Here is a 14,268-nt window from a genome sequence, read left to right on the forward strand (position 1 = left end):
TTACGTCGCGAGAGAACGGCAGGTTGTCAGCGGATGGTGGACCTGCCGGCGGCGCGGTCCTTTGTGAGGCGCGCAAGCGGAGCTTCGGTGGATGGACGCGGTTCGCGACGGGCATCGAAGAAGTCATGCATTTTAACGTTGCGGGCGCGAGCTTGCTGACTCTGTGGTTGCGCGTGCAACGAGTTCGCGGGGACGTTGTCTTGCTGTGCCGTTGTCCCCTTGTGCGGCAAGACCGCACGGCCGCCATGGCCGCGCGGCTCTACCACGCACGGCGGGCGTGCTTCAAACGACGAGTCCGTTGCCCGCGTTCAAACCGATGCGGCAGGCGGCGCATCTTTCGCGACCGGCACGCGCCGCGAGCTTAGCTTGTGAAAGCGCAGCGTCATCAGCAGCGCGACGCTCGCGAGGCCGGCCGCGAGTCCCCACCATAAACCGCGAGCGCCCAGCCCGGCATGAAACGCAAGCGTATAGCCGGTCGGAAAACCGATCACCCAGTAGCCGAACGCGGCGGCGATCATCGGTATGCGAGTGTCTTTCAGACCCCGCAGGCAACCTGACCCAACGGTTTGCATGCCGTCGACGATCTGAAAAATCGCTGCCACGCCGAGGAGCGAACTCGCGAGCGTCACGGTCGCCGCATTGGCCGGGTCGTCCAGGTGCAAATAGAGGCCGACGATCCAGTGCGGCGCGGCGATCAGCACGATTCCCGACAGCGTCATGAAGCCGACGCCGAGTGCCAGCGCGACGAAGCCCGCGTGGCGCGCGGCGAGCGGCTGCCCGGCGCCGGACCAGAAGCCGACTCTCACATTGGCCGCCTGGCCGATCGCGAGCGGCACCATGAACGCCACCGACGCGACGTTCAGCGCGATCTGATGTGCGGCCAGTTGCGACTCGCCGAGCAGCCCGACCATCAGACCGGTCGCGAGAAAGAGCGTCGATTCGACGCCGTAGGTGATCGCCACGGGCCAGCCGATACCGAACAGCTCACCCATCAGCGGGACGTTGGGGCGCGTGGCGACCACGAAATGGCGATAGCGCGGCCGCAGGTGCAAGAGCGCCATCAGCACGAGCGCGGTCAGCCAGACGGTGATGGACGTCGCAGCGGCCGAGCCGAGAAAGCCGAGTCGCGGTAGCCCGTAGGCGCCGTGAATCAGCCCGTAGTTGAGGAAGCCGTTCACGCCGACGCTGACCAGCGACACCCATAGGAGCCGCCGCGCCGCGCCGATCGCCGGCAGGAAAGAGCGCATCAGACCGACGCCGATCAGACTGCCCAGCGCGCCCCAGCGCAGGACCGCCGCATATTCGCCGACGTTGTGCGCGAGCAGCGCCGGTTCGCCGAACGCAAGCAGGATGGGCGTCGCGAACGACAGCAGCGCGAACGCCGGCACCGACAGCAGCACCGACAACACAAAACCGGTCCAGTAGATGTGCGGCACGCGGCTTTCGTCCTGCGCGCCGCGCGCATGCGAAACGCTTACGCTGACGGACGTCAGCACGCCCTGCAGCAGCGTCACGACGACGAAGAACAGATTGGCGCCCAGACCGCCGGCCGCGAGCGCGTCCGGCCCGAGAGAGCCGAGCAGAATCGTGTCGGTCACACCCATGGCCATTTGCGACAGTTGCGCGATGGCGAGCGGCGCGGCGAGCCGTGCCGTGTCGGCGGCGTGGCGGGAAAGGGTCGGCGGACGGGTGGCCACCCGGGTGAGGCCGGATTGAGTCATGGAGCGTGTGAAAGTTTGACGGAATGACGACGCCGTGACCGCCGGCGGCAGCGGCACCGGAAGCACCCGCGGCACCGGAGGCACGCAATGCACGAGAGACGCGCGGGCCCACGGTCCCATGGCCGCTCACGGGCCTCGCTATGACGCCCGCCAGCGCGGCTCGACGCGGTTTCCCGGAGAGCCCGGCAGCCGGCGATGTCAACGGGGCGGCTCGTCCAGCGAAACCAACAGCTTATTGCGTGACCGCTGCAAAGTCGATGGACGAAGCACGTTTTTGGTGCGCAAGGTTGCTGCGGAATCTCGTGGCTCGACCGGGCAGCAGCTGTCAGGCTTCGTGGACCGCGATTCGCGTGTCGCCGAGCAGCACCACCTGACCCGCGCGGATCTTGCACGTTTTACGCGTTTCGACTCGGCCGTCCACAGTCACGGCTCCGTCCGCCACCATCATTTTTGCCGAGCCGCCGCTGTCCGCGAGCCCCGTGATCTTCAGCAGATTGTGAAGTTCGACGTAGTCGCCGGTGAGCGTGAAATCGAGGTTGGGCATGGGCTTTGCACCTTCAGGCAAGGGGTTCGCATCATAAGCCACAAGCTTGCCCCGAAGAAGTCGCGTTGTCTCGTGCAGTGTTTCGTGAACGCATCGCAAGCAAATGCAAGCAGATGTTATCCACTTGTCGGAAAGTGAAACGTCGCGTAACACCGGTCGCCACGATTGGACTTCACTCGTAAAGTGCATCTCAGCAGGAAAGCTTGCCGGATCTAGTTCGGCTATGAGCAGACCGGGAAGGTGTCCAGCGCGCCCAGCGCGATGCAGGATAGCTCGACCCGGCCACAACAACTCTAGAGAGGAATTTGCCATGACCCAGATTCGTACGCTCCTGATCGGAACCGCCATGACTGCCTTCGCCGCTACCGCAGCGGTGGCGCAGACCACGCAGCCCGTTCAACCGGCCGCGGGCGTGAATATGCAGGCACAGGTTCAGACGCCAGGCGCCGACGTCGCGCCGGCCGCGCCCGCTGCTCAGGGCATCCAGCCGGTGACACCGGCACCGACGCGCCTGACGGCCTCGGGCTCCCCAGATCCGCTGGTGCAAAAGCGCGACGCGAATGCGAAGGCTAATGCGGAGTACCGCGCGTCCAAGAAGGCGTCGAAGGCCGAGTTGAAGGAACAGCAGAAGGCTGCCAAGTCCGAATACAAGGAGCAGGTGCGCGACGCGAAGATCAACAAGAAAGCGGACAAGCAGGCCGCCGACAACGAAATGAAGATGAACCTGCAAAGTCAGGCGGGCGTGCAGCCTGACGGCGGCGAGGTTAAGCACTAATCGCAGGTCGAGCCGCGGGCTTAGTAAGTCCGCGGCGTCGAACCTGGTTTAAGCCGCTGTAGTTCATCTGATGAGCCTGGTAAGGAGGTATCGCATGAGCAACACTCAATCTACGAAGTCCGCAAAAATCCCTAGGGGACGGCTTTGCGCGCTGCTGATCGCGGGCTGCCTGTCGTCGGCCGCGTTCGCGCAGGCAAGCGATCCGGCCGCAGCGCCCGTCACGCACGCCGATCAGAAGGCGGCGAAGCAGCAGGCCAAGGCGGACAAGAAGGCGGCTGTCGCGCAAGCCAAGGCCGACAAGGAAAAGACCGAAGCTCAGGCCGACGCCGACAAGGCGCATGCCGAGGCCACTCTGAAGGACGCGAAAAAGCAGTAGGCTTTCTGCTCCCGGATGAGCAGACGCTTCTTGCTCGACGAAACGGCCCGTCTGCGCGAAGCAGACGGGCCGTTGTTTTTGGCCGGCGCGGGAGCGTGCATGCGGCGCGACGCGGCGCGCGTGACTGCCCAGCAGCCATGCGAAAAAAGGGCGCTTGCGCGCGCGGGTTGTATGGATATACAGTATGCGTCGCCGTTCCCCATCCATCCAACGCCTTTAAAAACACCGTGCTTTCCGTCGCAGAAACGCCGCCGCCGTCCGATACCGCCGCCTGGCTTGCCAAGCTCAACGACGCGCAGCGCGAGGCCGTCGAATTCGGCACGGATACGCCTCATGCACCGCCGGGCGCCTTGCTGGTGATTGCGGGCGCGGGCTCCGGCAAGACCAGCACGCTTGCACACCGCGTGGCGAATCTAATGGTGAAGGGTGCCGATCCGCGCAGAATCCTGCTGCTGACGTTTTCGCATCGCGCGGCGCTCGAAATGACGCGCCGCGTCACACGCATCGCCACGACGGCGCTCGGTACGCGCGCCGCGCTCGCGCAAGGGCTGACATGGGCGGGCACCTTCCATAGCGTCGGTGCGCGGCTTCTGCGCGAATATGCCGAACTGATCGGTCTCGCGCCGGCCTTCACGATCAACGACCGTGAGGATTCCGCCGACCTGATGAACCTGGTGCGGCATGAACTGGGCCTATCCGCGAAAGAACGGCGGTTCCCGGCCAAGGGAACCTGCTTCGTCATTTACTCGCGCGTCGTGAACACCGGCGCTTCGCTCGGGCAGGTGCTCGACAGCGCGTTCCCGTGGTGCCGCGAGTGGGAAGCCGATCTACGCATGCTGTTCGCCGCCTACGTCGACGCCAAGCAGAAGCAGAGCGTGCTCGATTACGACGACCTGCTGCTCTACTGGTCGCATATGGCCGCGGAGCCGGCGATTGCCGCGGATCTGTCGGCGCGCTTCGATCACGTGCTGGTCGACGAATATCAGGACACCAACCGCCTGCAGGCGTCGATTCTGCTCGCGCTTAAGCCGGACGGGCGCGGCCTGACGGTGGTCGGTGACGACGCACAGTCGATCTATTCGTTTCGCGGCGCCACCGTGCGCAACATTCTCGATTTCCCGGCGCATTTCGATCCACCCGCGGCGCAGGTCACGCTCGAACGCAATTACCGCTCGACCGAGCCGATTCTCGCCGCCTCGAATGCGGTGATCGAACTGGCGAGCGAGCGCTATACGAAGAACCTGTGGACGGACAAGGCATCGGCGCAGCGCCCCCGGCTCGTCACTGTTGCGGACGAGGCCGACCAGGCGCGCTATATCGTCGAGCAGGTGCTCGAGGCGCGCGAGCAGGGCATGACACTGAAGTCGCAAGCGGTGCTGTTTCGCGCCGCGCATCACAGCGCCGCGCTGGAGATCGAACTCACGCGGCGCAACATTCCGTTCGTGAAGTTCGGCGGCCTGAAGTTTCTCGATTCCGTGCACGTCAAGGACGTACTCGCGGTGCTGCGCTGGGCCGAGAATCCGCGTGACCGGGTGGCCGGGTTTCGCGTCGTGCAGTTGTTGCCCGGCGTGGGGCCGGCCACGGCCGCCAGAGTGCTCGACGAAATCGTCGCGCGTGCGGGCGTGGGCAACCCCGCCGACACCGCGGGCGGCACGCTCGCCGCGTTCGCGCCGCCGCCTCGCGCGCAGGAGGACTGGCATCCATTCGTCAACCTGATGTCGACCGTGTATGGGCGGCAGACGCCATGGCCTGCGGAGTTCGAGATGGTGCGGCGCTGGTACGAGCCGCATCTGGAGCGCAATCATGAAGACGCCGCGATCCGTCATGCCGACGTATTGCAAATGGAGAGCATTGCGGGCACGTATGCATCGCGCGAGCGCTTTCTGACCGAGTTGACGCTCGATCCGCCCGATGCCACGAGCGACGAATCGGGCGTGCCGCTCATCGACGAAGACTATCTGATCCTGTCCACCATCCATTCGGCAAAGGGACAGGAGTGGCGCAACGTGTTCGTGCTAAACGGGGTCGACGGTTGCATTCCGTCCGATATGGGCACCGGCAGCGAAGAAGAAATCGACGAAGAGCGCCGCCTGCTCTACGTGGCGATGACGCGTGCAAAGGAAGACCTGCATATCGTCGTGCCGCAGCGCTTTTACGTGCACAACCAGACTCATATGGGCGATCGTCACGTGTGGGCGTCGCGCACGCGCTTTATCCCCGCGCACCTGATGCCCTTTTTTGACGCCTACGCGTGGCCGCGCGTGCCGGTGCCCAGTGCACCGACGGCCGCGGGGCTCGCCGCGGCGGCGCAGGCGAAGATAGAAATCGGAGCAAGGCTCAGGAAGATGTGGGACTGAGCGGTGCGCTCGTGGGCGGTCGGTTGGGTCGATGCCCGGCAGGCTGCTGTAGCTGCGCGGGGAGCGTCCCGGTAGCCGCCCGGTAGCAGCCAGCTAGCTCCGCACGCTGGCTGCTGCTTGGCAGAGCTAGCGCGACTGCCGTTGCTGCTGTTGCGGTGCCGGACGCGGCGGCACGAAGAAGTTGCGCAGCCACGCCGCCATTCGCGAAAACACGTCGTAGGGTTCCTCGACGAAGATTTCCGGCTTCAGCAGGCGCAGATATTCCATGATCTGTTGCGCTTCCTGCTTCTGGAAGGAGCCGTGCGAAATGCCGAGCCGCAACAGCCCGCGCAGTTCGCCCAGCTTTTCGCGCGCGGTGCTGCCCACGCTCGTTTCGCATGCCACCTTCGCTTCATACACTCGCTGACGCAGCGATTCCACGAGCCGCCATGCCGGCGTCTGCATGATTTCCTCGAGCGCCTGAATGTCTTGCACCGCGCCCTTGATCTGCGCCGAGAGCGGGTCGACCAGCACGGCGTCGCCTTCGGCTTCCTTGACGATCGCCGCCGCCCAGTCGCGACATTGCTTGGCCAACTCTTCCGGCGTCCACTCGGAGCGCGCTGCAAAGCCGAAACCGAATTCGCCGGCCTGCCGCATCAGAATCGCGACGACGTCCGGAAATTCCTTGTCCAGCGTGCGTTTCGCCCATGCATACTGGCCGCCTTGCAACATCCGCTGAACCGCGTGTTCGGTGAGCGGCACCATGTTGTCGAGCAGCTTGGCTCGCAAAAAGTCCTCGAACGAAGGCGTCGCGAACTGCGGATCGAGCTTCAGCGATACGCGCAGAAATGCATCGAAATCCTTGCGCAGCGTCGCAATGGTCTCGTCTTTGAGCGTGAGGGTAATTTGACCCATGTGTCTATCCCGTTTGGTCCTGCCGCGCGGCCTCGTCGTGTTCTTCCGGTCGCAAGCGGACCCGGAAGACTGGACGTGCAATGGCTGCGCGTTTGATTCCTGCCTGTTGCCGCGTCATTGGCGGGACGTATCCCGACGAGCGGACCTCGACTGCATATCGGCGGATCTACGGGAAACTTAAGGGTTTTGTCGGATATGAGGCGGGCTCTGTAGCGATGCCCGGGCGGTTTTGCGGCTTTCGTTCGAAGCCGGCGGTGAAGGCGGAAGCCGCCACCGCCGGCGGCTTCCGCGTGAGTGAGCCCTTACGTGTTGGACCCCGTGCGCGTTATCGCAGCACCACGCATTGCCAGACGAAAAACACCGTGAGGCCCACGGCGATGGTGACGAGCGGCCGCCGTGTCAGTGCGCTCACGAGGATAGCGGCCAGTGCCCCGACCAGTTGCGGATTGCGCCACGTCAGCTCGGCGCCGGTGTCGGCGCCATGTGGCGAGACAGCCATCGGCACGATGATTGCCGTCAGCACGGTGACCGGCACGAAGCCGAGCGCGGTGCGCACCAGAGGCGGAAACACCAGCCGGTCGCCGAGCACGAAGACGGCGGCGCGGATCACCCACGTGATGAGCGCCATGCCGAGTATCAATACGACGTAGTTCATCGCGATCCCTCCGCCGATCGGCGCGCACGCCGCAAGCCGAAGCCCGATGTGGAAAGCAGTACGCCGACCACGACGCCCGCGAAGACGGCGGCGAGCAGGCCGAGCTTGTACGGCCACGCTTGCCAGAAGAAGGACAGCGTGCCCGCGGTCACCGCGGCCGCGATATAGCGCAACGCGACGAGCTGCGGCACGACGATCGCGATGAAAGTGGCGACCATCGCGAAGTCGAGTCCGAGCGACTGAAGCCCGGGGAAGGCCGCGCCGAACAGCAGGCCGGCGATTGTCCAGAGCTGCCAGTTCAGATACATCGCGAGACCGGCGCCGAAGAAATAGTGCGGGCCGACGGTGCCCGGCTCGCGGTTCCGATAGTGCTCCCAGGCAACTGCGAATACTTCGTCCGTGAGCAGCGCACCAAGAGCCCAGCGCCAGCGCGCCGGAAGATGCGCGACGTGCGGTGCGAGTGTCGCGCTGTACAGAACATGACGCAGATTGACCACGAACGTGGTGGCCCAGATCACCGCGAAACTAGCGTGGCCCGCGATCAGCCCAAGCGCGATGAATTGCGCCGAGCCCGCGAATACCACGAGCGACATCAACTGGCCCTGCCAAAGATGCAGCGGCCCGGACGCGACGAGCGTGCCGAAAATGACGCCGAAAGGCGCCGAGCCGACCATCATCGGGATGATGTCGCGCGCGCCCGCCGTGACTTCCTTTAAACGGACTGAGTGGGTCAAAACTTGCCTCCTTTGAGTCGGGAAGCATAACGGGCGGGGCAGAGCCGGGCTTGTACGTTCTTGCGGACGATCACTGTCCCTGCCAGCGTCCGGGCGGCACGCCGAACATGCGCCGGAAATGCCGCGTGAAGTGGCTTTGATCGGTAAAGCCGCTGGCGGCCGCGACGTCTGTTACCGGGACGCCTGCGCGCAACGGCGCGAGCGCGCGTTGCAGGCGTACCTGATTGCGCCAGGCGTGAGGCGGCAAACCGGTCGCGCGGTTGAAAAGGCGCGCCGCGTGAAACGGCGAGAGTCCGGCCGCCTGTGCCACGTCGGCAAGCGTGACCGGTTCGAGCAGGTCGCCTGCCAGGCGTTCTTTCATGACGGCGACGCGGGTGTCGTCGGCGGCCACGCGCGAAGGCTCGGGCAGCGTCTGCGAATAACGCACGAGTAGCGTGGAAAGCGCGTCGAGCATCGCGGTTTCGGCTGCCAGCGCGTCGCTGCCCGCTTCCAGCATGCAGTGCGCGTTCGCGAGCCGCGCGGCAAGGTCGGGATCGCGAATCACGCCGGGCGCGAACCACGGCAAAGGCTGCGGTTTGCCGGCGATCTGCTCGGCGAGTTCGTGAATGAACTGCACCGGCGCGTACATTACGCGATACCGCCAGCCTGCTTCGACCGCTTTCGAGCCGGTGTGCAGTTCGCCCGGATTGATGATCGGCACGCCCCCGGCTTCGGCGACATAGTCTGAACCGCGATACCGATAGCCTTCGGCGCCCGCGACGATGACGGGAATCGTGTACGCATCGTGCCAGTGCGGCGCGAACTCGTGGTCGTGATATTCAGCCGTGAGCAGGTCCGCGCCGGGCAGAAGCGGCGTGCGCCAGTAACGGGCTGAATTCTGAAAACGATGGACGGCGGTCATTGCATTGCTCTCGCACGGCCAGTCAGTTTAGCGCGGAGAGGCGGCTGCGGGCGCAACGGCGAGCCTCGTTCGGCGGCGCGCACCGTGCGCTTTTTCGTAGGACGTCGCTCGTGCTGATCTGCGAGGTTGGTCACTTCAAGGGGATTGTGGTGCCGGCCGGCATCGGCACGGCGCTCACGCTGTTTTTCGCGCTGCCGCTCACGACCCGGTCGCTGTAAGTCAGATACACGAGCGCGTTGCGCTTCGTGTCGACCACGCGTACCACATGCAACGCCTTGAAGATCAACGACATGCTCACAGAGAACACATCGGCTTGCTGCTTCAGCGGACCAGTGAAATGAATTGCACCGACCTGACGGCAGGCGATCGACGCCTCCGTGGGATCTTCCGCGATGCCGAGCGTGCCCTTCACGCCACCTGTGCGCGCGCGTGACACATAACAGGTCACGCCTTGAACGAGAGGATCGTCATAGGCCTCGACGACAACCCGGTCGGAACCGGTGATGTGAAAGTTCGTATTGACGCTGCCGACTTCTTCGCCGTGCGCAACAGGCACAGCGACGGCGGCGGCGACTGCAAGCGCGATGCGCAACGTGGTGATTTTCATGAGATGGCCGGATTGAGCAGGGAGCGTTGGAGGCGTGGTGTGCGCCGCGAAGCTGTCATCGTATACCGCCGGAAGATTGGCGAGACGATCGGCAACACCTCGCCAGATGAGCCTTGGAAAAAACGCCGTGAATGATTGGTGGAGAACGACGCGCCGACCGCGAATGAGGCGCTTGTCTTGAAGGAAGAGCAAAACAAAAAGGCCCGCACGGATGCGGGCCTTTGAATTTTGGCTCCTCGACCTGGGCTCGAACCAGGGACCTACGGATTAACAGTCCGGCGCTCTACCGACTGAGCTATCGAGGAACAGCAGTACAACTTGATCTACATAAAAAAGCCCGTCTTGGTTAACGGGCTTTTGCAATTCTTGGCTCCTCGACCTGGGCTCGAACCAGGGACCTACGGATTAACAGTCCGGCGCTCTACCGACTGAGCTATCGAGGAACAGAAAAACAACAGCAGAGAAACGAAATTGTAGGAGGAGCGTTGGCGCCTGTCAATACCTTGCGTTCATCTCAATTTGATCCGAACTGTGGGGACGTGTGACGGGCTCAAAAACGCTCAGCGCGCGAGCAGGGCGAGCTTTTCCTTGACGTCCTTGAACTCGTCGGCTTCCGGCAACGGCGCCTTGGTCTTGGTGATGCTCGGCCAGTTCTTGGCGAGATCGGCATTCAGCTCGATGAAGTTCTGCTGGTCGCCCGGCACGTCTTCTTCGGCATAAATGGCGTTCACCGGGCATTCGGCCACGCACACTGCGCAGTCGATGCATTCATCGGGGTCGATCGCGAGGAAGTTGGGACCTTCGCGAAAGCAGTCCACCGGGCACACATCGACGCAGTCGGTATAGCGGCACTTGATGCAGCTTTCGGTCACAACGTGAGTCATTCAGGCAGCTCCTGCATGCGGAATCAGGGAAGGCGCAAACGCCAAAAGCGGTATTGTAACGTAACGTCAAGAGGCGCATGCAGCATCGCACAACGCCTTTTATATGTTTTCGTGATTAGTTTATTGCCTGCGCAAAGAGTAACGGGCTCGCGGTCAGCGGTGCGAGGCGGGCGGCGCGCCCCGAGCCTGAATGACGGCGCATTCGGGTAACATGCGTCAAGCCGGCGCGCACGAGGCGCGTCCTATGCATGGGTTGAGTCAGGCCTTCCGTACTTCCTGCGGTCCAGTTCGCACCATCATGATTATTACTTCGCTGCTCGACACCGATCTGTACAAGTTCACGATGATGCAGGTGGTTCTGCATCATTTCCCCGCGGCCAACGTCGAGTACGGCTTCCGTTGCCGCACGCCGAATGTCGACCTCGTGCCGTACATCGGCGAAATACGTGATGAAGTGCGCAAGCTCTGCCAGCTGCGCTTTACCGACGAGGAGCTCGACTACCTCCGGCGCATGCGCTTTATCAAGGGCGACTTCATCGAGTTCCTCGCGCTCTTTCATCTGAACGAGAAGTACATTTCGATCGAGCCGTCGCCGAAGAACAACGGCGAGATCGACATTGAGATCAAAGGCCCGTGGCTGCACACGATCCTGTTCGAGATCCCGATGCTCGCAATCGTCAACGAGGTCTACTTCCGTAATACGCAGCAGGAACCGGACTACAGCGAAGGCCGCGGGCGTCTCGTCGACAAGATGAAACTTCTGGGCGCGCGGCCGGAATTCGCCGACTGCAAGATTGCCGACTACGGCACGCGTCGCCGCTTTTCCAAGCAGTGGCATGAAGAAGTGATCCTCACGCTGAAAGACGGCCTTGGCGAGCAGTTCGCGGGCACGAGCAACGTGTTCTACGCAATGAAGCACAGCCTGACGCCGCTCGGCACTATGGCGCACGAGTACCTGCAGGCGTGCCAGGCGCTCGGTCCGCGGCTGCGCGATTCGCAGATCTTCGGCTTTGAAATGTGGGCGAAGGAATATCGCGGCGACCTTGGTATTGCGCTGTCGGATGTCTATGGCATGCAGGCGTTCCTGCGTGACTTCGACATGTACTTCTGCAAGCTGTTCGACGGCGCGCGCCACGATTCGGGCGACCCGTTCGATTGGGGCGAGCGCCTGCTCAAGCACTATGAGGCGAACCGTTGCGATCCGCGCACGAAGATTCTGGTGTTCTCCGACGCGCTCGACATTCCGAAGGTGCTGCAGCTCTACGAGCGCTTCCGCGGCCGCTGCAAGCTCGCATTCGGGGTGGGCACGAATCTGACCAACGACCTCGGCTACAACCCGCTCCAGATCGTGATCAAGATGGTTCGCTGCAACGGGCAGCCCGTCGCGAAGCTATCCGATTCGCCGGGCAAGAACATGTGCGAGGACAAGGCATATCTCGCCTATCTGCGGCAGGTCTTCGGCATCGCGCAGCCCGAGGAAGAGTCCGCGAAGTAACGGTTTTCTCACGCGTGTTTTCGCGCGTCCGATGTGTTCCTATGCCGTTCGGCCAGGGTGTTCGCGCGGAGGGTGGCCGGTATAATCTCCGGCATATCGCACGGCTGTCGACACGAGGACTTTCGCATATGGACACATCGATTGCCCGCCGCAACATTCTGGCGCGCATCCGCGCGGCGCAAGGCCGGGAGCCCGAGCCGTCCGCGTCAGAGCGCGAGGCAGCGGCGGACTATCTGGCGCGCCATCCGCCTGGCCCGCGCCCGGATATGCCTGCGGACCTGACCGGGCGCTTCATTGAAGAAGCGCAGAAAATGGCGACCACCGTAGACACGGTAGCGTCGCTGAGCGACGTGCCGGCAGCGGCGTATCGCTATCTCGCGGAACACGCGTTGCCGTTGCAGGCCATCGCCTGGCGCACGCTGGAGGATCTGCGCTGGAGCGACGCGGGCCTCACTGTCGAGTTTCGCAAACCGAAAGACGGCGACGTAGTGGGCCTGACCGGCTGCTTCTGTGCGACTGCCGAAACGGGCTCGCTCGTGCTGCTCTCCGGGCCGGACACTTATGCATCAGCCGGTCTGCTGCCGGAAACGCACATTGCAATCGTGCCGGCTTCGCGCATCGTGGCGGGACACGAAGAAGCATTCGCATTGATCCGCAGTGAGCGGGGCGAGCTTCCGCGTGCGGTCAACTTCATTTCGGGGCCTTCGCGCACCGGCGATATCGAACAGACCATCGTGCTCGGCGCGCATGGGCCGTATCGCGTGCATGTGATCGTCGTACTCGGCGCCTGAGCAAAAGCCACGCTTCTCTTCACGCGCGGGTAACTGCGCGGTGTTCAAGTTATTCCAGATAAGAAGGACCTCCAGCATATGACTAGACGTGCCGTGCCGATGAGCATGGTGCTCGTGGCTGCACTGACGCTGACGAGCTGGCCCCAACTCGCCTGCGCCGCCACACTCGAAGGCGCATCGCTTTCCGCGCTCTGGGGATTGCCGTTCGCGGGCATGCTGCTCTCCATTGCCGTGTTTCCTCTCGTCGCGCCGGCTTTCTGGCATCACCATTTTGGCAAGGTCACGGCGGTGTGGGCGCTGGTGTTTCTCGTGCCGTTCGCGTTTGCGTTCGGCGGGGGCGCTGCGTTCGGCACGCTAGTCCATGCATTGCTCGAAGAATACATTCCGTTCATCGTGTTGCTGACCGCGCTGTACACGGTTGCGGGCGGCATCTGCGTGCGCGGCAATCTGCACGGCACGCCGCGCCTGAACACAACGATTCTCGCGCTCGGCACGTTGCTGGCGAGCGTGATGGGCACGACCGGCGCAGCGATGCTGCTCATCCGTCCGCTGCTGCGCGCGAATGACAATCGCCAGCATGTTGTGCACGTAGTCGTGTTCTTCATCTTTCTGGTCGCGAATGCGGGTGGCTCCCTGTCGCCGCTGGGCGATCCGCCGCTCTTCCTGGGCTTCCTGCAGGGCGTCAACTTCTTCTGGACGACCACGCATCTCGCGCTGCCCATGTTGTTCGTTTGCGGTGTGCTGCTGACAGCGTTCTATTGCCTCGACTCGTATTATTTTCATCGGCGTGAAGAAGAGCGCTCGCGTTTTCTCGATCCCACGCCCGACTCGCCGCCGCTCGGCACCGACGGCAAGGTTAATTTCCTGTTGCTTGGCACGGTTGTCGGGCTCGTGCTGATGAGCGGGCTGTGGAAGCCCGGCGTGAGCTTCGACGTACTCGGCACCCATGTGGCTTTGCAAAACGCCGTGCGCGATGTCGCGCTCGTCGGCGTCACGTTGCTTTCGCTCGCATTCACGCCGCGTGCGGCTCGCGCGGGCAACGACTTCAACTGGGCGCCGATCGAAGAGGTGGCGAAGCTGTTCGCGGGCATCTTCGTGACGATTGCACCCGTCATCACGATACTGCGTGCGGGCGAAGCCGGTGCGTTTGCGGGCGTGGTTCACCTCGTCAACGATTCCTCGGGACAGCCGAACGACACGATGTACTTCTGGGCGACGGGCCTGCTATCTTCGTTTCTGGACAACGCGCCGACTTACCTCGTGTTCTTCAACCTGGCCGGCGGCGACGCTTCGTCGCTCATGACAACCGGCGCCACCACGCTCGTGGCCATTTCGGCGGGCGCGGTATTCATGGGCGCAAACAGTTATATCGGCAATGCGCCGAACTTCATGGTTAAGGCGATTGCGGAGTCGCGCGGCGTTCGCATGCCGAGCTTTTTCGCCTATCTGGGCTGGTCCGGTGTGGTGTTGCTGCCGCTTTTTCTCGTCACCGGCTGGCTGTTTTTCTGACACTCAGCTTGATGCCGAGGCCGTC

14 protein-coding genes and 2 tRNA genes are annotated in these 14,268 nt (G+C 63.4%); 6 read left to right on the top strand and 10 right to left on the bottom strand.

Annotated elements, in window-relative coordinates; translation table 11 throughout:
- Window positions 1-308: 308 nt before the first annotated feature.
- Together JMY24_RS02140 and JMY24_RS02145 are read right to left on the bottom strand one after the other, a co-directional pair.
- Window positions 309-1,721 (bottom strand): MATE family efflux transporter, encoded by a 1,413-nt coding sequence (locus JMY24_RS02140; RefSeq protein ID WP_201701348.1) that lies wholly within the window; start codon window positions 1,719-1,721, stop codon window positions 309-311.
- 325 nt (window positions 1,722-2,046) lie between these two features.
- Window positions 2,047-2,265, bottom strand: a complete 219-nt coding sequence (locus JMY24_RS02145) for an RNA-binding S4 domain-containing protein (protein WP_011489423.1) — start codon at window positions 2,263-2,265, stop codon at window positions 2,047-2,049.
- A 310-nt stretch (window positions 2,266-2,575) separates the two neighbouring features.
- Between JMY24_RS02145 and JMY24_RS02150 the strand changes: the two genes are divergently transcribed.
- From JMY24_RS02150 to JMY24_RS02160, 3 genes are all read left to right on the top strand, one after another.
- Window positions 2,576-3,040, top strand: a complete 465-nt coding sequence (locus tag JMY24_RS02150; RefSeq protein ID WP_128585453.1) for a hypothetical protein — start codon at window positions 2,576-2,578, stop codon at window positions 3,038-3,040.
- Window positions 3,041-3,134: 94 nt separating this feature from the next.
- A complete protein-coding gene (locus JMY24_RS02155) occupies window positions 3,135-3,416 on the top strand; it encodes a hypothetical protein (RefSeq protein WP_128595613.1) in 282 nt (93 codons plus the stop codon).
- A 227-nt stretch (window positions 3,417-3,643) separates the two neighbouring features.
- Window positions 3,644-5,773: an ATP-dependent helicase gene (locus tag JMY24_RS02160; protein WP_201701349.1), complete on the top strand. Its 2,130-nt coding sequence runs from the start codon at window positions 3,644-3,646 to the stop codon at window positions 5,771-5,773.
- Window positions 5,774-5,899: 126 nt separating this feature from the next.
- Here the strand turns inward: JMY24_RS02160 and JMY24_RS02165 are convergent, their stop codons facing one another.
- The 8 genes from JMY24_RS02165 to fdxA all read right to left on the bottom strand — a co-directional run bounded on the left by JMY24_RS02165 (window position 5,900) and on the right by fdxA (window position 10,448).
- The gene (locus tag JMY24_RS02165) at window positions 5,900-6,667 is read right to left on the bottom strand and encodes a DUF4088 family protein (protein WP_110404864.1); all 768 of its coding nucleotides are present in this window, start codon (window positions 6,665-6,667) and stop codon (window positions 5,900-5,902) included.
- 325 nt (window positions 6,668-6,992) lie between these two features.
- Window positions 6,993-7,322 (bottom strand): AzlD domain-containing protein, encoded by a 330-nt coding sequence (locus JMY24_RS02170; RefSeq protein ID WP_128595612.1) that lies wholly within the window; start codon window positions 7,320-7,322, stop codon window positions 6,993-6,995.
- Complete coding sequence (locus JMY24_RS02175; protein WP_236597331.1) at window positions 7,319-7,999, bottom strand: AzlC family ABC transporter permease; 681 nt, start codon at window positions 7,997-7,999, stop codon at window positions 7,319-7,321. Before JMY24_RS02175 ends, JMY24_RS02170 begins: the two co-directional genes overlap by 4 nt.
- A gap of 127 nt (window positions 8,000-8,126) precedes the next feature.
- Window positions 8,127-8,957: a helix-turn-helix transcriptional regulator gene (locus JMY24_RS02180; protein ID WP_128595610.1), complete on the bottom strand. Its 831-nt coding sequence runs from the start codon at window positions 8,955-8,957 to the stop codon at window positions 8,127-8,129.
- A 130-nt stretch (window positions 8,958-9,087) separates the two neighbouring features.
- Entirely contained in the window at window positions 9,088-9,564 is a 477-nt protein-coding gene (locus tag JMY24_RS02185) for a CreA family protein (RefSeq protein ID WP_128585459.1), read from the bottom strand.
- 229 nt (window positions 9,565-9,793) lie between these two features.
- Window positions 9,794-9,869 (bottom strand) — tRNA-Asn (locus tag JMY24_RS02190).
- A gap of 62 nt (window positions 9,870-9,931) precedes the next feature.
- Window positions 9,932-10,007 (bottom strand) — tRNA-Asn (locus JMY24_RS02195).
- A 117-nt stretch (window positions 10,008-10,124) separates the two neighbouring features.
- Window positions 10,125-10,448 (bottom strand): ferredoxin FdxA, encoded by a 324-nt coding sequence (gene fdxA, locus JMY24_RS02200; RefSeq protein ID WP_020069367.1) that lies wholly within the window; start codon window positions 10,446-10,448, stop codon window positions 10,125-10,127.
- A gap of 298 nt (window positions 10,449-10,746) precedes the next feature.
- Here fdxA and pncB point away from each other — a divergent pair, with 298 nt between their 5' ends.
- From pncB to JMY24_RS02215, 3 genes are all read left to right on the top strand, one after another.
- Complete coding sequence (pncB, locus tag JMY24_RS02205; RefSeq protein WP_128585460.1) at window positions 10,747-11,943, top strand: nicotinate phosphoribosyltransferase; 1,197 nt, start codon at window positions 10,747-10,749, stop codon at window positions 11,941-11,943.
- Window positions 11,944-12,071: 128 nt separating this feature from the next.
- A complete protein-coding gene (locus tag JMY24_RS02210) occupies window positions 12,072-12,734 on the top strand; it encodes a LutC/YkgG family protein (protein ID WP_128595609.1) in 663 nt (220 codons plus the stop codon).
- Window positions 12,735-12,839: 105 nt separating this feature from the next.
- Window positions 12,840-14,243: a sodium:proton antiporter gene (locus JMY24_RS02215; protein ID WP_236597332.1), complete on the top strand. Its 1,404-nt coding sequence runs from the start codon at window positions 12,840-12,842 to the stop codon at window positions 14,241-14,243.
- The last annotated feature ends 25 nt before the right edge of the window (window positions 14,244-14,268 follow it).

Source organism: Paraburkholderia kirstenboschensis (genome assembly GCF_904848585.1).
Classification (GTDB): domain Bacteria; phylum Pseudomonadota; class Gammaproteobacteria; order Burkholderiales; family Burkholderiaceae; genus Paraburkholderia; species Paraburkholderia kirstenboschensis.